Raw genomic sequence first — 17,871 nt, forward strand, 5'->3', positions numbered from 1 at the left:
GTTGCAGGGAGGATTTGTCACCGGTTTCCGTCATGTTGGCCGAGGGAGAACGCCATGTCCGACGCGATTTCGTTCCTCGCTCCGCGTCCTGACGTTCTGGCGCGCCGCAAGGAAATCGTTGCCGATCTCGTCGATCTCCTGCCGCGGGAATGCCTGATCCACGAAGCGCGCGAACTCGTGCCTTTCGAGACGGATGCATTCGTCTCCTATCGCCGCCTGCCGCTCGCCGTTGCCTTGCCGCGTTCGACCGCGGAAGTGGCGGCCGTGATGAAATACTGTCATCGCTATGGCATCCCGGTCGTCCCGCGCGGCGCCGGCACCTCACTCTCGGGCGGCGCCATCCCGCAGGAAGATGCCGTCGTGCTCGGCCTGTCGAAGATGAACCGCATCCTCGAAGTCGGTTTTGCCAACCGCTGCGCTGTCGTTCAGGCCGGTGTGACCAATCTCAATATCTCCGAAGCAGTCTCGGCGGACGGTTTCTTCTATGCGCCTGATCCGAGCTCGCAGCTTGCCTGCACGATTGGCGGCAATATCGGCATGAATTCCGGTGGTGCGCACTGTCTGAAATATGGTGTCACGACCAACAACCTGCTCGGCGTCAAGATGGTGCTGACCGATGGCACGGTCATCGAACTCGGCGGCAAGGCGCTCGATGCCGCAGGCTACGATTTGCTCGGCCTGGTCTGTGGCCATGAGGGCCAGCTCGGCATCGTCACGGAAGCGACGGTGCGCCTGATCGCCAAGCCGGAGGGCGCCCGTCCTGTGCTGTTCGGTTTCGAAAGCTCGGAAGAGGCCGGCCGCTGTGTCGCCGATGTCATCGCCGCTGGCATCATCCCCGTCGCCATCGAATTCATGGACAAGCCGGCGATCGAGATCTGCGAAGCCTTCGCCCATGCCGGCTATCCGCTCGATGTCGGCGCGCTCTTGATCGTTGAGGTCGAGGGATCGGAAGCGGAAATGGACGATATGCTGAAAAGCATCGTGGAGATCGCTCGCAAACACGGTGTCAGAACCGTGCGCGAATGCCAGTCGGCCACCGAAGCGGCGTTGATCTGGAAGGGACGCAAGTCGGCCTTCGGCGCCACCGGTCGCATTGCCGATTACATCTGCATGGATGGCACCGTGCCCCTGAGCCAGCTGTCTTTCGTGCTGCAGCGCACCTCGGAAATCGTTGCCTCTTATGGCCTGCGCGTTGCCAATGTCTTCCATGCCGGCGATGGCAATATGCACCCGCTGATCCTCTTCAATGCCAATGATCCCGAGGATGCCGCCAGGGCCGAAGCGGCCGGCAACGATATCCTCAAGCTCTGCGTCGATGCCGGTGGTTGCCTGACCGGCGAACATGGCGTCGGCATCGAAAAACGCGACCTGATGCGCCATCAATATTCCGACGTCGATCTCGCCCAGCAGATGGCTGCGCGATCAGCCTTCGATCCGCAATGGCTGCTGAACCCGTCAAAAGTCTTCCCGCTCGAGGGGCGTTCGGCCGCATGATCGATCTGGTGCCGGCAAGCGAAGAGGAAGTCGCGGCCATCATCCGCGCGCATGCGCAAGAGGGTAGGGCGCTTGCCATCTGCGGCGGCGATACGCGCTCCGGTTTTGGCAATGCAGTGGAGGCGGAGGCCCGCCTGCGCTCGATCGCCCTCTCCGGCATCGTCGCCTATAATCCCGGCGAGATGGTGATGACAGCAAGGGCGGGCACGCCTATCGCCGAGGTCGAGGCGGCCCTTGCCGAAAACGGCCAGATGATGGCCTTCGAGCCCATGGACCACCGCGCCCTGATGGGCACGTCGGGCGAACCGACGATCGGCGGCGTCTTTGCCGCCAATGTCTCAGGTCCGCGCCGGTTCGTGGCAGGTGCGGCGCGCGACAGCCTGCTCGGCATCCGTTTCGTCAATGGCAAGGGCGAGATCGTCAAAGCCGGCGGCCGCGTAATGAAGAATGTCACCGGCCTCGACCTGGTGAAGTTGCTTTCCGGCTCGCACGGCACGCTCGGTTTCCTCACTGAAGTGACCTTCCGCGTGCCGCCACGCGCCAAGACCGAGGAAACCGTCGTCATCTCCGGCCTCAATGATGCCGAAGCCGCAAATGCGATGGCGGCAGCCATGGCCCTGCCGGTGGAAGTCTCCGGCGCTGCTCATCTACCCTTGACCGTCACCTGGAAATTCCTCGGCGGCGAGTTGCCGGAGGGAGAGGCAACAGTGCTGCGCATCGAGGGCCTGCCTGGTTCTGTAGACGCGCGGTCGGACAAGCTCCGGTTGGCCATGGTACCCTTCGGCCACGCCGCAAGGCTCGGCCAGACGGCGAGCCGTCAGCTCTGGCAGGAAATCCGTGATGTCGCCCCCTATGCCGATCAAACGCAGCGACCTGTCTGGCGCGTGTCGGTCGCGCCTGATATCGGCCACCAGCTGGTCGCGGCGTTAAGGCTCGAAGCTGGGGTCGACGCGTTCTACGACTGGCAGGGCGGGCTCGTCTGGATGCGCATGGAGGCCGATCCCGAGGCCGATCTCCTCCGCCGTTTCGTCAAGGCGCTCGGCGGTGGCCACACGACGCTGATCCGCGCCCCGGCAGGTGCGAGAGCCGCGATATCGGCCTTCCATCCCGAGGAAGAGGCCGTGGCCTTGCTGTCGCGTCGGGTGAAAGAAAGCTTCGACCCGGCGGGGATTCTTAATCCGGGCAAGATGGCGAGACACTGAAATGCAGACCAACTTCACCCTCGCCCAGCTTGCCGATCCGCATGTGGCCGAATCCGAGCAGATCCTGCGCAAATGCGTCCATTGCGGCTTCTGCACCGCCACCTGCCCGACCTATGTCACCCTCGGCAACGAGCTCGACAGCCCGCGCGGGCGCATCTATCTGATCAAGGACATGCTGGAGAACGACCGTGCGGCCGACACCGAGGTCGTCACCCATATCGACCGCTGTCTTTCCTGCCTTGCCTGCACCACGACCTGTCCCTCCGGCGTCGACTACATGCATCTGGTCGACCATGCCCGGGCTCACATCGAGAAGACCTATAAGCGGCCGGTCATGAACCGGCTGACGCGCGCCATTCTGGCGGCGGTGCTACCCTATCCCGGTCGCTTTCGCGCGGCCCTTGCGCTTGCCCGCATCGGCCGTCCGTTTGCCGGCATGCTGCGCGGCGAGGCGCTGAAGCCTTTTGCAGCCATGCTGGCGCTTGCGCCGTCAAGCGTTCCGGCACAATCGCCTTTCGCCCGGCCCGGTCGTCATCAGCCGCAGGCCGACCGTCACGGCCGCGTCGCGATCCTGACCGGTTGCGCGCAACCTGTTCTCGATCCCGCCATCAACGAGGCGACCATTCGGCTGCTGACGCGCCTGGGCGTCGAGGTCGTCGTGCCGGAAGGCGAGGCTTGCTGCGGCGCCCTGGTTCACCACATGGGCCGCGAAGAACAGGCGCTCGCCTCGGCGCGTGCCAATATCGATGTCTGGATCCGCGAGATCGAGGCTGGCGGCCTCGACGCGATCATCATCACCGCCTCCGGCTGCGGCACGACGATCAAGGATTACGGTCACATGCTGCGCCTCGACCCTGCCTATGCCGGCAAGGCGGCGCGCGTATCGGCGCTTGCCAAGGACATCACCGAATATTTGACCGGGCTCGAACTACCCGCTCACACGCCGAAAGGCATTACGGTTGCCTATCATTCAGCCTGTTCGATGCAGCATGGCCAGAAGATCACCACCGCGCCGAAGCACCTGCTGAAGGCGGCCGGTTTTACCGTTCGCGATCCCGCCGAAGGCCATCTCTGCTGCGGCTCCGCCGGCACCTACAACATTCTGCAGCCGGATATTTCCGCAAGCCTTAGGGACCGCAAGGTCAGGAATATCGAAGCGACGAAACCGGATATCATCGCCACGGGCAATATTGGCTGTATCACCCAGATCAGGTCGGGCACATCAATACCGATCCTGCACACTGTCGAGCTTCTGGACTGGGCGTACGGTGGTGCTGTGCCTGAAAAATTAAGGGATTTGCCGCTAGCCTGAGTGCACCGATTCATTGGCCGATTTCGTGGGCCGATCTCAGGAGTTCTGGCTATGTGGCGTGGATTGATGGTGCTTGCCGTATTGCTCGGCGCGGCTGGTGCGGCGCACGCAGACGGCCGCTATTTCTGTTCTGCAGACGACAAGGATGTGCGCTTCACGCTCGAAAGCGCTTTTGAAGATGGAGGCGGCCATCAGCTGATCCATTTCCGCGGTGCGCTGATGCTCAAAGACGACAATAAATCTAAGAACTTCGGCAAGCGGATCCTCGAATCGAAGGATTTGACGAACCGCTGGTCGCGCGATGGCGATCTGCGCCTGGAAGTCTTCACGACAGAAGGTGCCGACGCCGAAAGCGAGTCGCTGGATCTCGCGGTTCTCGCAAGCCAGCACGGCAAGACCTCGCCGGATTTCGGCGGCACCTACAGCTTGCGGATCGAAGGTAGCACAAGCTTTTTCGTCGTCGAAGGCAAGGTGAGCTGCGGCAAGAAATAGTCCCGCAGCTCTCTCCGTTTGACGCAATTCCAGCGAAACCGCTGACACTTTTGCTGGAATTGCTCCGGATCACCAGTGATAGGAAATACCGACATTGACCGCGTTGGTGACGATGTTCGTCTTCAGGCGGTCGCCGCTGTCGATCGGAACATCGACGCGCGAATAGGTGCCCTTGTATTCCACGAAGGTCGACCAGTTGTCGGTGACGCGGAAGTCGACGCCGGCCTGTGCCTGGAAGGTTACGCCGCCGAATTCGTAGTCGAAGGTCGTGCCCTGGGGACGGGTGACTTCGACATGCGGAATGTTCACGCCGACGCCGGCGCCAAGATAGGGGGTCCAGCGGCGAGCCGGGTCCTTGAAGCGATAGAGGCCGTTGACCGTCAGGAGATTCAGGCCGTCGGTGAATTCGAAATGCGTCCAGCCCGGCGAACGCGCCATGGTCTCGTCGTCGGCATAGACCTTGTCATGGGTGTAGTCGAGAGAGACACCCCAGTTCGGCAGGTTGAAATCGCCCAGCCACCAGGTGACGCGGCCGCCGTAGTAGGGAGGGCTGCCGAACGACTTGCCTTCCCAGCCGGCGCTGAAGGAAGTGCCATCGGAAACATCGATATGGCTATGCGGCGCCGTCTGGTAACCGCCATAGATGGAAAATTCCAGATCTTCAGCCGAAGCCGTGCCGGCCATCGCGAGAGCGGAAAAGGCAAGGCCTGCCAGAAGCGAGGGGGCCAGAAGCGAGGTGGCCACGAGCGAGGTGGAAAGACGCAATGCATATGCCATTGAATATCCCCGAAGCACCAGAAAGGTTATCGGTTCAATTCTGTGGCAGAGTTCTGTGTCACAATCTTAAAGGAGAAAAAGGCGCACCGGGTGCGCCTTTATTTTTATTGAAAGTGTTGCTCAACCGCCAAACATGGTCCGCAGAATGTCGATGCCCTTGTCCTGGAAGGCGACGTTGCCCTGCTTGTTGCCGGGGCCGACGACGATGACCTTGGTGCCGACGGAAACGCGGCTGTAAAGGTGCGAAACGTCGTCATTCATCATGCGGATGCAGCCGGAGGACATGTTGAGGCCGATCGTCCAGGGCTGGTTGGTGCCGTGAATGCGGAAGATCGTGTCGCGGCCGCCCTTGTAGAGATACATGGCGCGTGCACCGAGTGGATTGTCCGGGCCGCCGGGCTGGACGGCAGGAAGATTGTGGCCTTCGCGGGCCTCGCGGGCGCGCATCTCGGCCGGCGGTGTCCAGCTCGGCCATTCCGACATGCGGCCGACCGTGACCACACCCGACCAGCCGAAACCATCACGGCCGACACCGATGCCGTAGCGCGTGGCGCGGTTGTTGCCTTCCACGAGGTAAAGGAACTTGTTGTTCGTATCGACGATGATCGTGCCGGGCTTCTCGCTGGTGGATAGACGAACCACGCGCTTGCGGAACTGCGGCTTGATCTCGCGGGTCTGCTTGACGCCACGCACGGCATCCGTTGCCGTCATGACCGGTTCAGCGCTGACGGTCACAACCGTACAGGACAACGCAACGGCCGCCGCCGCTGCGAGCCTCAGAAATTGCTTCATATTCGATACCCTCTCCTTCAGGACTGCGTAGAGGCTAGTCAAATCGGTTTGAATTTCAAGCCGGAGAGGCGAGGGATACGGTTTTTGTTATCCGGCGGACGGCTGTTCTTGTCGCCCGCCGGTGTTATTTGGTCATTACATCACGATGACGCGGGTGCCGACATTGACGCGGTCGTAAAGGTCGACCACGTCCTCGTTGCGCATGCGGATGCAGCCGGAGGAGACGGCACTGCCGATCGTCCAGGGCGCGTTTGTGCCGTGAATGCGGTAGAGCGTGGAGCCGAGATACATGGCGCGAGCACCGAGCGGATTTTCCGGCCCACCATCCATGCGAGCGGGAAGATAATGGCCCTTGGCGGCTTCACGGCTCACCATTTCCGAAGGCGGGGTCCAATCCGGCCACTCCGACTTGCGGGTAATCTTGTGGGCGCCTGCCCATTCAAAGCCGGGCTTGCCGACGCCGACGCCGTAGCGGCGCGCCTTGCCCCCATCCATCACGAGATAGAGGAAGCGATTATTGGTATCGATGATGATCGTGCCGGGTCTTTCCTTGTTATCGTAATCGACGATCTGCGGCAGGAACTGCGGCTCGACCTGCCCGCGGATGACGGGAATACCGGGACGGACGGCCGAAACGGTTTGCGGCGCCGGCTGAGGCGCGCGCTGGATGTATGTCCGGCGCTGCTGGAAAAGGCCGCGCTGCTGATAGACGACGGGACGCTGGTAAACGACGGGACGGACCCGGCCGCCGCCGAGCTGATTGATCCAGGGGGCGGTCAAGTCAGGGCTCAGCACCACGGGTGGACGGGAAGCATAGCGGTCGTCTGCAAGGGCGGCCGTGGACAGAATGCCGAGCATGGCTGCGGCAAGAACAAGGGGTTTCATCATCGGACGAACTCTCTACAAATGACCGAAAATGCGCTGGCGAAATTGTCCGCCTGCGGTCATGCTGCCACCGCGTCAGCCAGCGAATGGTAAATGTGGATTCATTAAAAGACGAAGGACCGGATAAACTTTTCGTCAGGGTTATCGTTCGGTTTGGAAAGAAGGTTTGCAAATGGTAAAGCCGGATTCGAAGCCGCAAAAAGAGATAAAAGCATGAGCGAAACCGGCATCATCATCGGCGAGGATGGCAAGAGCCGCTGCCATTGGCATGCGAATCTCCCTGACTATCTGCGTTACCACGATGAGGAATGGGGCAGGCCTGTCACCGATGACATCAGGCTCTTCGAGAAGATCTGTCTCGAAGGTTTCCAGTCCGGTCTTTCCTGGCTGACGATCCTGCGCAAACGGGAAAATTTCCGCGCTGCCTTCGCCGGTTTCGATTTCGAGAAAGTGGCACGCTTCGGCGATGAGGATATCGCCCGCTGCCTTGCCGATGCCGGCATCATCCGTCACCGCGGCAAGATCGTCTCCACGATCAACAACGCGCGGCGTGCGATTGATCTCAGAGGCGAATTCGGCTCTCTGGCCCGCTATTTCTGGAGTTACGAGCCGCGCGCAGAAGACCGGCCAGCTGTGGTTGATCGGGAACATATCGTTGCCAATCCGACAACGGCGACGTCTGTCAGGATATCCAAGGATTTGAAGAAGCGCGGCTGGACCTTTGTCGGACCGACCACAGTTTATGCTTTCATGCAGGCAATGGGTCTCGTCAACGATCATCTCGAAGGCTGCTTCTGCCGCGCCGAAGTGGAGGCGATGCGCGCAGCATTGGTGCGCCCATGAAATCGCCCGTGAAATCAATTACCACCCTTGCCGCAGCGCTTTTTCTCTTCGTCCCGGCTGCCCTTGCGCAGACGCCGCAACTCGATCCCGGCGAGAAGCTGGAAAAGCTGCAGTTCCCGGCCGTGACCATGCAGCTGAAGGGCTGGACCAAGTTCGGCAATAGCGATGTCTATACGCTTCCGGTGCGTGCCGGCCAGCATGTGAAGATCAGCTTCGAGACGAAAAGCAAATTCGCCTTCCTGGCGATCTTCGACCTGTCGAAACCCGATGACGAGGCCTTCTTCGGCACGGACGAGGATGGCACGAGCTATGAGACGACGGTCAAGGAAAACGCCACCTGGCTGCTGCGCCCCTACTATTCCAAGGTTTCGCCGCGGCGCGGGCTGGGCGCACCTTACAGCATTCTGATCGAGCCGCTCGCGGCCGCCCCGCAACCGGCCAAGCCGGCGACCGAACAGCCGGAGCAGCCGTCGCTCTTTCCGAAGCGAAAGTAGTTGAAGCAAAAGCTGCTTCAGCCGAGACCGTCGATCAGCCCGTGCAGTTCGCCAAGATGGACGATCTTGCGGAATCGCGGCGCTTCTTTCGGTTCCTCGATATGCTCGAGCACCCAGGTCAGTTCGTGCGGAACGAAGACCCCGTAGCTGCCGGCGGCGATGGCCGGCACGATATCGGACTTCAACGAATTGCCGACCATCATCGCTCGCTCCGGCCCATCACCGACCTTGGAAAAGATGCGCCGATAGGTGACAGCCGTCTTGTCTGAGACGATCTCGACAGCATCGAAGTAATCGCCAAGCCCGGACTGGGCGAGCTTGCGCTCCTGGTCGAAGAGGTCGCCCTTGGTGATCACGACCAGCAGATATTTTCCGGCGAGCGTTTCCAGCGTATCGCGCACATGCGGCAGGGTTTCGACCGGATGGGACAGAAGGTCGCGCCCGGTATCGAGGATCTTGGCAATCACGCTCGACGGCACCTTGCCTTCGGTGACCTCGATCGCCGTCTCGATCATCGATAGCGTGAAGCCTTTGATGCCGAAGCCGTAATGGGCAAGGTTGCGTTTCTCCGCCTCGAGAAGCCGTTCGGAAATCTTCGCGCCGTCGGCGAAATCTGCAAGAAGCCTGGTAAAATGCTCTTCCGTCAGCCTGTAATAATGTTCGTTCTGCCAGAGTGTATCGTCGGCATCGAAGCCGATCGTCGTCAATGGTCGGGCGGTCATATGCGCACCTCTTGAAATGCGCCCTCTAGAAATACGAGAAGCAATTTATTCCTCGCCTGTGTCGAGACAAGGGCGTAGCCGCAGCGCTGGACAGAGCTGGGCTCCGTTGAAAAACGCGGGTCGGCGACCTAGATGAAAAATGCCTCACCTTGCAGCCAGCCCCGGCTGTTCCTGCTGCGCGCAGGCCAATAATCAAAAATAGAGTTCAGCAGTCCGCAAGCCCCTATCGCGGCAGACACAAGGGAATTTCTCGACATGCGTTACAATCAACTCGGAAATACAGGACTTTTCGTATCTGAAATCTGCCTTGGCACCATGACATTCGGGGAGGCCAAGGAAGGGACCCCCTGGGGCGCCATAGCCGATGTTGACCAGAAGGCGGCCGATGAGATCGTGCAGCGTTCGCTGGATGCAGGCGTCAATTTCATCGACACCGCAGACGTCTATTCCTTCGGTGAATCCGAGCGGCTGCTCGGCCAGGCGCTGAAGAACCTCGGTGTTCCGCGCAAGGATGTCGTCATCGCCACCAAGGTCTATGGCGTCATGGGCGACAAGCCGAACGATCGTGGCGCCTCGCGCGGCCACATCATGGATTCCGTCGAGGCGAGCCTGAAGCGCTTGCAGACGGACCATATCGATCTCTACCAGATCCATGCCACCGATCCGGTTACCCCGATCGACGAGACGTTGCGCGCTCTCGACGATCTCGTGTCCCGTGGGCTTGTGCGTTACGTCGGCGTGTCCAACTGGCAGGCTTGGCGCATCGCCAAGGCGCTCGGCATTTCCGAGCGCAAGGATTATGCGCGTTTCGAAACCGTCCAGGCCTATTATTCGATTGCGGGCCGCGACCTCGAACGCGATATCGTGCCGCTGCTGCAGGAAGAAAAGCTCGGCCTCATGGTCTGGTCGCCGCTCGCCGGCGGCCTCCTCTCGGGCAAATATGGTCCGGGCGCGCCGGGCAATGGCGAAGGACGCCGCGCCAATTTCGATTTTCCTCCTGTCGACAAGGATCGGGCCTGGGCCTGTGTCGCCGTCATGCGCGAAATCGCTGAAAAGCATGGCGTGAGCGTTGCCACCGTCGCGCTTGCCTATATCCTTGCCAAGCCCTTCGTGACGACCGTGATCGTCGGCGCCAAGCGTGTCGACCAACTCGACCAGAACCTCGCAGCCGTCAAGCTGAAGCTCGATGGTGAGGACATCAAGCGCCTCGACGAGGTCAGCGCGCTCGCTTCGGAATATCCGGGCTGGATGCTTTCCCGCCAGGCCGCCGGCCGCCGACCGGTCGATTTCGAGCCCAAGGCCTAATAAACAGGTCGGAACAAAAGGGCCGCCGTTTTCGACGGCGGCCCTCGCATTCCTCGCGCGCTTACTTGGCGTGCTTCTTCAGCCAGGCATTCATTTCGGCGATTTCTGCCTCCTGTGCCTTGATGACGCCTTCGGCGAGCTTGCGGATCTCGGGATCCTTTCCGTATTGCAGCTCGATCTTCGCCATGTCGATCGCGCCCTGATGGTGCGGGATCATGCTGCGGACGAAATCCACATCGGTATCGCCGCTCAGTTTGATCATCATGTCCTTGTGCATCCTGTCATTGGCCTCTGTGAAGGCCTGGCTGGATGGACCATGGCCGCCCATGTGCTTGGACATGTCCATCGTTGACATATCTTCGGCAAAGGCCGGCGCCGCAAAGGCGACGAGTGCGGAAAGGGTGATAATTTTCAGAGACATGAGTATTCCTTCCTCTGTCTGACAATAGGTTCCGGTGGCAGTGAAAAGCTGCCGTTTTGCAAAGTATTGGTCAGATCAAGCGGGGAGGCGGCGCCTGAGGTGCGGGCCTGTTGTCCCTCAATGCCCGGTCGAGCGCCGGAGCCGGATAGGCAAAAGCCGCCTTGCCGTCATCGGCAATGAAATAGGCCGGCGGCACCACCATGCAGGCGGCGCAGAGCGGCATATGGGCAGCACCCGTGGCGCAAGGATCTTTCGCGGAATTGTTCTTGGCGGCCGTGCCGCTCTTCGACATCATGCCGCCCATGTCCATGCCATCGGTGTGGAGATGCGCCGCGCCGACTTCGGCCTGAACCGCCATGTTCATCGACGCGCAGGTCGGGCAACCCGCCCATGCGGACATGGTGCTGTAGACCAGCCAGCCGAAGAACATCGTCATGAGGGTGAAAGTGCGCATGGGAGAAACATAGGCAGCTGCAGGCGAAAAGCCAAGCGGCCTGATCAGGCGGCAATGACCTTGTGCACGATCTGGTAGTCGCGGCTCTCCTCGCCGAATGGCGCGACGGGCCAGTCCCAGCCGGCTTTCCCCTCAGGTGGCTTAACGCCGTGCAGCAGATCGGCTTCCTCATGCACCTTGCCGGTGCGATCGATGACGGCGTAGGAGATATCGGTGACCAGACAGGTCCGGCAGGGCAGGTCGGCCAGTCCATGAATATGGGCCGCGATCAGTCGTTCCACTGTATCCGCCGGCATTCCGGGAGAGGCTTCGGCCTCGTATCGCCGTTTGACGCCCCGCCCGATCTGCGAGAGCAGGTTGGCGGACACGACGAAATCGAGATAGGGCACGCTTCTGAGGAAGCCGAGCGGCTCGGGCTCTCGCCCTGCCTCCAGGTCATCATAGCCCGAGAGATCGCGTTCGATCAGCCGCACGTTCCGATAGCGCTTGCCCTTCAGCCGCAGGCGCACGGACGCCAGATGCACGAGGTCGACGAGAACCACCGTATCGAAGCTCCCGGCCAGTTGCTCGATCGGCACGTCCCGGAGCAATCCGGAGCCGAGCACGACAGCGGTCCGCTGCTGCGTGAGGCCTGATATCGCGGTGGAAATGGCCTCCTTGCTGTTGGCCTCATGGGCTGCCCAATCCCGGCTGCAGCGGCCAGCGCGCGACCAGAGATTGACTGAATAGCGCACGAAGCGGCGGTGCGCGCTGCCCGTAAGCGCTGCTGTGGCGAGATATTGAAGCGCTTCCGCGATCATGGCGATATCCTGACGACAGGTCTTTCCGCATCGATCCATCGATTCTGGGCGCCAGATCAAGGCCCTTGCCCTTGCCGCTCCCCGCCCAATCCGCTAGGAAACCGCCACTGTCACATATGTGGAAATCCCCCGAAATGAACGACAAGCAGAAGAAACCGCAAAAGCTCAGGGCCCGCCTTCCGCGCGGCTTTGTCGACCGCTCCGCAGCCGATCTCCGCGCCGTCAACGAAATGACCGCGAAGATCCGCGAGGTCTACGAGCATTATGGTTTCGATCCGGTCGAAACGCCGCTGCTTGAATATACCGATGCGCTCGGCAAGTTCCTGCCCGACAGCGACCGCCCGAACGAGGGCGTCTTCTCGCTGCAGGACGATGACGAACAGTGGATGTCGCTGCGCTACGACCTGACGGCGCCGCTTGCCCGTCATGTCGCCGAGAATTTCAACGAGATCCAGCTTCCCTACCGCACCTATCGTGCCGGTTACGTCTTCCGCAACGAGAAGCCCGGTCCGGGCCGTTTCCGCCAGTTCATGCAGTTCGATGCCGATACGGTCGGCGCACCGGGCGTCCAGGCCGATGCCGAAATGTGCATGATGATGTCCGATACGCTGGAAGCGCTTGGCATCAAGCGCGGCGACTATGTGATCCGTGTCAACAATCGCAAGGTTCTGGACGGCGTGCTGGAAGCGATCGGCCTCGGCGGCGACGACAAGGCCGGCCAGCGCCTCAATGTCCTGCGCGCCATCGACAAGCTCGACAAGTTCGGCCCGGAAGGTGTGGCCCTGCTGCTCGGCCCCGGCCGCAAGGATGAGTCAGGCGACTTCACCAAGGGTGCGGGCCTCGACCAGAGCCAGATCGACAAGGTTCTCTTCTTCGTCGGCATCAAGGATTATGCCGAAAGTGCAGCCCAGCTCGCCGAGCTGGTCGCCGGCACAAGCAAGGGCGTCGAGGGCGTAGAGGAGCTGAATTTCATCGGCGCGCTCGTCACCAGCGCCGGTTATCAGTCGGACCGCATCAAGATCGATCCCTCCGTCGTGCGCGGCCTCGAATATTATACCGGTCCGGTCTATGAGGCCGAACTGCTCTTCGACGTCACCAACGAAAAGGGCGAGAAGGTCGTCTTCGGTTCCGTTGGCGGCGGCGGCCGTTATGACGGTCTCGTCTCCCGTTTCATGGGCCAGCCGGTTCCGGCAACCGGCTTCTCCATCGGCGTCTCGCGCCTGATGACGGCGCTGAAGAACCTCGGCAAGCTTGGCCAGCAGGACATTATCGAGCCTGTTCTCGTCACCGTCATGGATGGCGATGTCGAGGCCATGGGCCGCTACCAGCGCTTCACGCAGGAACTTCGCGCCGCCGGTATTCGCGCCGAAATGTTCCAGGGCAACTGGAAGAAGTTCGGCAACCAGCTGAAATATGCCGACCGCCGCGGCTGCCCGATCGCCATCATCCAGGGTGGCGACGAGCGTGCGCAGGGCGTCGTCCAGATCAAGGACCTCATCGAGGGCAAGCGCCTGTCGGGCGAGATCGAGGACAACACGACTTGGCGCGAGGCGCGTGTCGCGCAGGAAACCGTTGCGGAAGCCGACCTGATCGCCAAGGTGAAGGAAATCCTCGCCGCTCAGGCGGAGGACCGGAAGAGGGCGGGCTGATATGGCCCTCATCAATCTCCCCGACTTCTCCGGCGAGCTTCTGGACGAGTTTTCCGCCCGCAAGGCGGAACGTATCGACACGCCGGTCATCCAGCCGGCCGAACCCTTTCTCGATATCGCCGGCGAAGATCTTCGCCGGCGTATCTTCATGACCGAAAGCGAAACCGGCGCCAGCCTCTGCTTGCGCCCGGAATTCACCATTCCCGTCTGCCTGCGCCATATCGAAAGCGCCACCGGTACGCCGAAGCGCTACTCCTATCTCGGAGAGGTCTTCCGCCAGCGACGTGACGGCAGCAACGAATTCTATCAGGCTGGCATCGAAGACCTTGGCGATATCAACATCGCCAGCGCCGACGCCCGCGCGATCGGTGATGCTGTCGGCATCCTCTCGCGCCTGCTGCCCGGCCGGCCGCTCTCCGTCACCATCGGCGATCAGGCAGTGTTCGAGGCCGTGGTACAGGCGCTCGGCCTACCGCTCGGCTGGCAGAAGCGCCTGATCCATGCCTTCGGCAACATGACCCAGCTTGAGAGCCTGCTGGCGAGCCTCGTCAGCCCGCAATTCGTCACCGGTCTTGATGACAAGATCGCGCAATTGGTCGGTCTCGAGGATGAGGCGGCGCTGATTGCCTATATCGACGAGACGATGCAGGCGACCGGCTATTCCACCAATGCCAGCCGCTCGCCGCAGGAAATTGCCCGGCGGCTCAAGGAAAAGCTCGTTCTCTCCGAGACCCGACTGGATGACGCGGCCTTCCAGGTTCTGGAGCAGTTTCTTTCGCTCAACGTACCGCTCGTCAACGCGTCTGCGGCACTCTCGCATTTCGCCGATGCGGCGGGGCTGAAGCTAGGCAATGCGCTGGCGCGTTTCGATGGCCGTGTGGCAGCACTCTCCAATGCCGGCGTCGATCTCTCGCTCATCGAATACCGTGCCGCTTTCGGCCGCCCGCTCGATTATTATACCGGCCTCGTCTTCGAAGTGACGGCGGAAGATTCCCCGGCGGTTCTCGCCGGCGGCGGCCGTTTCGACAGGCTGATGACCTTCCTCGGCGCCAAGGACCGTATTCCTGCCGTCGGCTTCTCCCTCTGGCTCGACCGTATCGAAACCGAAAGGGCAGCCGCATGACGATCACCATCGCGCTTCCCTCCAAAGGCCGCATGAAGGACGACTGCTCCGCAATCTTCGAGCGCGCCGGCCTGAAGATCCACGCCGTCGGCAATGAACGTTCCTACCGCGGCCGCGTTGAAGGCTGGGACGATGTGGAAATCGCCTTCCTCTCGGCTTCGGAAATTTCCCGCGAGCTCGGCAACGGATCGGTCGATTTCGGCGTCACCGGCGAAGACCTCGTGCGCGAGGGATTGGCGGAAGCCGACAAGCGGGTGGAATTCTGCGCCCGGCTCGGCTTCGGCCATGCCGATGTCGTCGTCGCCGTGCCGGAAATCTGGCTGGATGTCGATACGATGGCCGACCTCGTGGATGTCGCCGCCGATTTCCGCGCCCGTCACGGCCGGCGTCTGGCGATCGCCACGAAATACTGGCGCCTGACCCAGCAGTTCTTCTCCAGCCAGCACGGCATCCAGCTCTATCGCATCGTCGAGAGCCTGGGCGCCACCGAAGGCGCGCCGGCATCCGGCTCGGCGGATATCATCGTCGATATCACCTCGACTGGATCGACGCTGCGCGCCAACCATCTCAAGGTGCTGTCCGATGGTGTCATCCTGCGCTCGGAAGCCTGCCTGGTGCGTGCCCGCAAGGACGTCCATGCCGATACGCCCACGGTGACGGCAATCGTCGAGGCCGTGCGCTCGGTTCTCTGAGACCGAACTTGGTGACATAGAAAACCCGCCGTCTTTCGACGGCGGGTTTTGCATGCTTGGGAGGGTATGAAATTAGCGGGCAGCGACCGCCTGCAGGCCGCGGCGGGCGTCGACCGAGTAGGCGCCAGCGCCATTGGTGGCGAGCATGATGTAGGCGCCGGCAAGCGTGACGTTCTTCAGGAAGTTCACGAAGTTCAGGCTGTTGATCCAGCCGTTCGCAGCAGCCGGGAAGTCAGGAACATTGACGGTCGGCAGGTGGAAGACGATGCCGGTGAACACACAGAAGGCAGCGATCAGCCAGCCCGTGTAACGAACCTGATATCCGATCAGCACGGAAATACCCATGACGAGTTCGAAGAGGCCGGCGAGATAGGTCAGCGCGGTTGCGGCCGGAAGGCCGGCACCCATGACCATGCCGGCGGTGGCTGAAGGATCGGTGACCTTGCCGAAGCCGGCGAAGATGAACATGAAGGACAGAAGAATGCGGGCGAGAAGGATGAGGACGTTGTTCGTATTCGACATGGATGTTGCTCCGTTGAATGGCTCTTGAGGTCTTGATGCCCCGGCACCGTGTTGACCTCGGATGCAACCTATTTCGCCTTTTTTCGGTGTCAGGGAAAGATAAACACTAGCGGACGGTTTGTTCACTAATATGAAACGATGGAGCGGCTTGCCTTGCATGGCGACCATCTTCTATGGTCGCCGCCCCACCCAAGGAGAAACCCATGGCAGATCTTTCCGCATTCCCGATCACCAGCCGCTGGCCTGCGAAAAACCCCGATATTATCCAGCTCTACTCCCTTCAGACGCCGAACGGCGTGAAGATCTCCGTGGCGCTGGAGGAACTCGCTCTGCCGTATGAGCCCCATTATGTTTCTTTCGCAACGACGGATCAGAAGACCGCGGAATTCGTTTCGCTCAATCCGAACGGCCGCATTCCCGCGATCATCGATCCCAATGGCCCGGACGGAAAGCCGATCGGTCTCTTCGAATCCGGCGCTATCCTGCTCTATCTGGCGGAAAAGACCGGCAAGCTGATCCCGGCCGATGCCGCAGGCCGCTATGAAACAATCCAGTGGGTCTTTTTCCAGATGGCAGGCATCGGCCCGATGTTCGGTCAGTTCGGTCATTTCCATAAATTCGCCGCCGACAAGGTCGCCAACAATTCCTACCCGGTGGAGCGCTACCGCGATGAAGCGAAGCGCCTGCTCGGCGTGCTGGAAAGCCGCCTGAAGGGCCGCCAGTGGATCATGGGCGACGAATACACGATCGCCGACATCACTACCTTCCCGTGGATCCGCGGCGCCGACATTTTTTATGGTGGCCGCGAGGTCCTGGACTACGCGAAATTCCCCGCCGTCATGGACTGGCTGCAGCGCTGCATCGCCCGCCCTGCAAGCGAGAAGGGGCTGAACATCCCGGTGAAGCCGGCCTGATCACGAAGCAGTTCCAGTAAAATCGTGCAGCGGTTTCACGACCGGAATTGAGCGAAGTAACAGGAAAGGCCGGTCGTGAGACCGGCCTTTTTACCTCGAGCCGTTCGGACGATTATTGCCGGCTGGTGATCTGGCTGGCGCCTTCCAGCTTGAAACGCGGGAAGATGAAAACCCCGACCATGCTGCCACTGTACTTTTCTTCCAGTCCATTCGATTCACCCATGCAGAAAAGCGGCTGGCGGAAGCCGTTCGGCATGATGATGGTCGTCGAGAAGCAGAAGGATGAGGAGAGCGTTGCCGCCTGTTCGAAGAGCTGCAGGACGTGGTTGCGATCCTTGGTGTCGTAACAGCGCACCAGGCTCAACAGGCCGCATTCCTGGGCCGAGAGACCGTGCAGCATTGCGCTCCACTCTCCGAGCTTTATCACGCCCGTCGAAAAGTCTCCGATCCAGCTTTCGGAGACCGAGAACTGTGCCAACATGTCGTGGTTGTGATTGTTGTAGTCCAGCGAGCCGGGCAGCAATGGTGCGGCAGCATTGGCTTTGGCGATCTTAAACAAGGCGTTCCCCAGTTCAGGTGCGGCTCCCCTGCCACACGCTCGGCAAACACAAAGAAACAGGATCACGTAGCACCAGGCGTCATGCCTGTGCTTTCATCCTGCGGAAACAGTTGGTCGGCTGCGCCTTTGACGGTCGCCGCTCGAATATTTCCCCGCAAGATGTCATCTCGTATGTTCGCGGAGACCTTCGAAAGCCCGAATGTTCACGCGTGGCCTTTGGCGTATCCGGTCTCGTCTGTTGCGAGAATTCTTCCGGTGCGAACGTCAATTGCAGCGCGGATTTATAGGAGCTTTTGCGCAAACGGCAACGGCTTTTTCCGGGGCGTTAGGCTGACGTTATGATTGGATTTTCACCCGGACTGCGCGTTATCCGCTAATTTTGTGGTCAAAAGTCTCATTTATGCGTTGTGGAAACGGTT

The 17,871-nt window shown here is 61.0% G+C and carries 20 protein-coding genes; 11 read left to right on the forward strand and 9 right to left on the reverse strand.

Annotation, left to right across the window (positions count from 1 at the left end):
- The first annotated feature begins 54 nt into the window (after positions 1 to 54).
- Genes FHT93_RS14460 through FHT93_RS14475 form a run of 4 tightly spaced genes read left to right on the forward strand, consistent with a single transcriptional unit; the run spans position 55 to position 4,500 of the window.
- Positions 55 to 1,494, forward strand: coding sequence for an FAD-linked oxidase C-terminal domain-containing protein (locus FHT93_RS14460; protein ID WP_183848082.1), 1,440 nt, complete (start codon positions 55 to 57; stop codon positions 1,492 to 1,494).
- Complete coding sequence (locus FHT93_RS14465; protein WP_183848084.1) at positions 1,491 to 2,696, forward strand: FAD-binding protein; 1,206 nt, start codon at positions 1,491 to 1,493, stop codon at positions 2,694 to 2,696. The genes FHT93_RS14460 and FHT93_RS14465 overlap by 4 nt, the downstream gene beginning before the upstream one ends.
- A gap of 1 nt (position 2,697) precedes the next feature.
- Positions 2,698 to 4,008, forward strand: a complete 1,311-nt coding sequence (glcF, locus tag FHT93_RS14470) for a glycolate oxidase subunit GlcF (protein WP_183848086.1) — start codon at positions 2,698 to 2,700, stop codon at positions 4,006 to 4,008.
- A 51-nt stretch (positions 4,009 to 4,059) separates the two neighbouring features.
- Positions 4,060 to 4,500 (forward strand): hypothetical protein, encoded by a 441-nt coding sequence (locus FHT93_RS14475; protein ID WP_112541442.1) that lies wholly within the window; start codon positions 4,060 to 4,062, stop codon positions 4,498 to 4,500.
- 69 nt (positions 4,501 to 4,569) lie between these two features.
- On the opposite strand, the gene FHT93_RS14480 is transcribed toward FHT93_RS14475, so the two are convergent.
- From FHT93_RS14480 to FHT93_RS14490, 3 genes are all read right to left on the reverse strand, one after another.
- Positions 4,570 to 5,277 (reverse strand): outer membrane beta-barrel protein, encoded by a 708-nt coding sequence (locus tag FHT93_RS14480; protein ID WP_183848088.1) that lies wholly within the window; start codon positions 5,275 to 5,277, stop codon positions 4,570 to 4,572.
- Between the two features lie 120 nt (positions 5,278 to 5,397).
- A complete protein-coding gene (locus FHT93_RS14485; RefSeq protein WP_112541440.1) occupies positions 5,398 to 6,069 on the reverse strand; it encodes a L,D-transpeptidase in 672 nt (223 codons plus the stop codon).
- A 135-nt stretch (positions 6,070 to 6,204) separates the two neighbouring features.
- Positions 6,205 to 6,957, reverse strand: a complete 753-nt coding sequence (locus FHT93_RS14490) for a L,D-transpeptidase (protein WP_113014727.1) — start codon at positions 6,955 to 6,957, stop codon at positions 6,205 to 6,207.
- Positions 6,958 to 7,167: 210 nt separating this feature from the next.
- Here FHT93_RS14490 and FHT93_RS14495 point away from each other — a divergent pair, with 210 nt between their 5' ends.
- Complete coding sequence (locus FHT93_RS14495) at positions 7,168 to 7,797, forward strand: DNA-3-methyladenine glycosylase I (protein ID WP_112541438.1); 630 nt, start codon at positions 7,168 to 7,170, stop codon at positions 7,795 to 7,797.
- Positions 7,794 to 8,291 carry a hypothetical protein gene (locus FHT93_RS14500; RefSeq protein WP_113014725.1) on the forward strand — a complete coding sequence of 166 codons (498 nt, stop codon included), beginning with the start codon at positions 7,794 to 7,796 and terminating at the stop codon, positions 8,289 to 8,291. The genes FHT93_RS14495 and FHT93_RS14500 overlap by 4 nt, the downstream gene beginning before the upstream one ends.
- Positions 8,292 to 8,308: 17 nt before the next feature.
- Here FHT93_RS14500 and FHT93_RS14505 read toward each other — a convergent pair whose 3' ends face one another.
- Positions 8,309 to 9,013, reverse strand: coding sequence for an HAD family hydrolase (locus tag FHT93_RS14505; RefSeq protein ID WP_112972508.1), 705 nt, complete (start codon positions 9,011 to 9,013; stop codon positions 8,309 to 8,311).
- Positions 9,014 to 9,268: 255 nt separating this feature from the next.
- Between FHT93_RS14505 and FHT93_RS14510 the strand changes: the two genes are divergently transcribed.
- Positions 9,269 to 10,318: an aldo/keto reductase gene (locus FHT93_RS14510; RefSeq protein ID WP_183848090.1), complete on the forward strand. Its 1,050-nt coding sequence runs from the start codon at positions 9,269 to 9,271 to the stop codon at positions 10,316 to 10,318.
- Positions 10,319 to 10,379: 61 nt separating this feature from the next.
- Here FHT93_RS14510 and FHT93_RS14515 read toward each other — a convergent pair whose 3' ends face one another.
- From FHT93_RS14515 to FHT93_RS14525, 3 genes are all read right to left on the reverse strand, one after another.
- Positions 10,380 to 10,739, reverse strand: coding sequence for a DUF305 domain-containing protein (locus FHT93_RS14515; RefSeq protein ID WP_112972506.1), 360 nt, complete (start codon positions 10,737 to 10,739; stop codon positions 10,380 to 10,382).
- Between the two features lie 70 nt (positions 10,740 to 10,809).
- The gene (locus tag FHT93_RS14520; protein ID WP_183848092.1) at positions 10,810 to 11,193 is read right to left on the reverse strand and encodes a hypothetical protein; all 384 of its coding nucleotides are present in this window, start codon (positions 11,191 to 11,193) and stop codon (positions 10,810 to 10,812) included.
- 44 nt (positions 11,194 to 11,237) lie between these two features.
- The gene (locus tag FHT93_RS14525; RefSeq protein ID WP_183848094.1) at positions 11,238 to 11,993 is read right to left on the reverse strand and encodes a hypothetical protein; all 756 of its coding nucleotides are present in this window, start codon (positions 11,991 to 11,993) and stop codon (positions 11,238 to 11,240) included.
- A gap of 134 nt (positions 11,994 to 12,127) precedes the next feature.
- Between FHT93_RS14525 and hisS the strand changes: the two genes are divergently transcribed.
- From hisS to hisG, 3 genes are read left to right on the forward strand one after another with little or no spacing between them, the layout of a single operon-like run.
- Entirely contained in the window at positions 12,128 to 13,642 is a 1,515-nt protein-coding gene (gene hisS / locus FHT93_RS14530) for a histidine--tRNA ligase (RefSeq protein ID WP_112972503.1), read from the forward strand.
- 1 nt (position 13,643) lies between these two features.
- Positions 13,644 to 14,765 carry an ATP phosphoribosyltransferase regulatory subunit gene (locus tag FHT93_RS14535; protein WP_112972502.1) on the forward strand — a complete coding sequence of 374 codons (1,122 nt, stop codon included), beginning with the start codon at positions 13,644 to 13,646 and terminating at the stop codon, positions 14,763 to 14,765.
- Complete coding sequence (gene hisG, locus FHT93_RS14540; protein WP_183848097.1) at positions 14,762 to 15,457, forward strand: ATP phosphoribosyltransferase; 696 nt, start codon at positions 14,762 to 14,764, stop codon at positions 15,455 to 15,457. The genes FHT93_RS14535 and hisG overlap by 4 nt, the downstream gene beginning before the upstream one ends.
- 72 nt (positions 15,458 to 15,529) lie before the next feature.
- Here hisG and FHT93_RS14545 read toward each other — a convergent pair whose 3' ends face one another.
- Complete coding sequence (locus tag FHT93_RS14545; protein WP_183848099.1) at positions 15,530 to 15,979, reverse strand: DoxX family protein; 450 nt, start codon at positions 15,977 to 15,979, stop codon at positions 15,530 to 15,532.
- Between the two features lie 203 nt (positions 15,980 to 16,182).
- On the opposite strand from FHT93_RS14545, the gene FHT93_RS14550 reads away from it, so the two are divergent.
- Entirely contained in the window at positions 16,183 to 16,893 is a 711-nt protein-coding gene (locus FHT93_RS14550; RefSeq protein ID WP_112541428.1) for a glutathione binding-like protein, read from the forward strand.
- 112 nt (positions 16,894 to 17,005) lie between these two features.
- Here FHT93_RS14550 and FHT93_RS14555 read toward each other — a convergent pair whose 3' ends face one another.
- Positions 17,006 to 17,452 (reverse strand): hypothetical protein, encoded by a 447-nt coding sequence (locus FHT93_RS14555; protein ID WP_113014718.1) that lies wholly within the window; start codon positions 17,450 to 17,452, stop codon positions 17,006 to 17,008.
- Between the last annotated feature and the right edge of the window lie 419 nt (positions 17,453 to 17,871).

The sequence above is a fragment of the Rhizobium sp. BK379 genome (genome assembly GCF_014193955.1).
Taxonomy (GTDB): domain Bacteria; phylum Pseudomonadota; class Alphaproteobacteria; order Rhizobiales; family Rhizobiaceae; genus Rhizobium.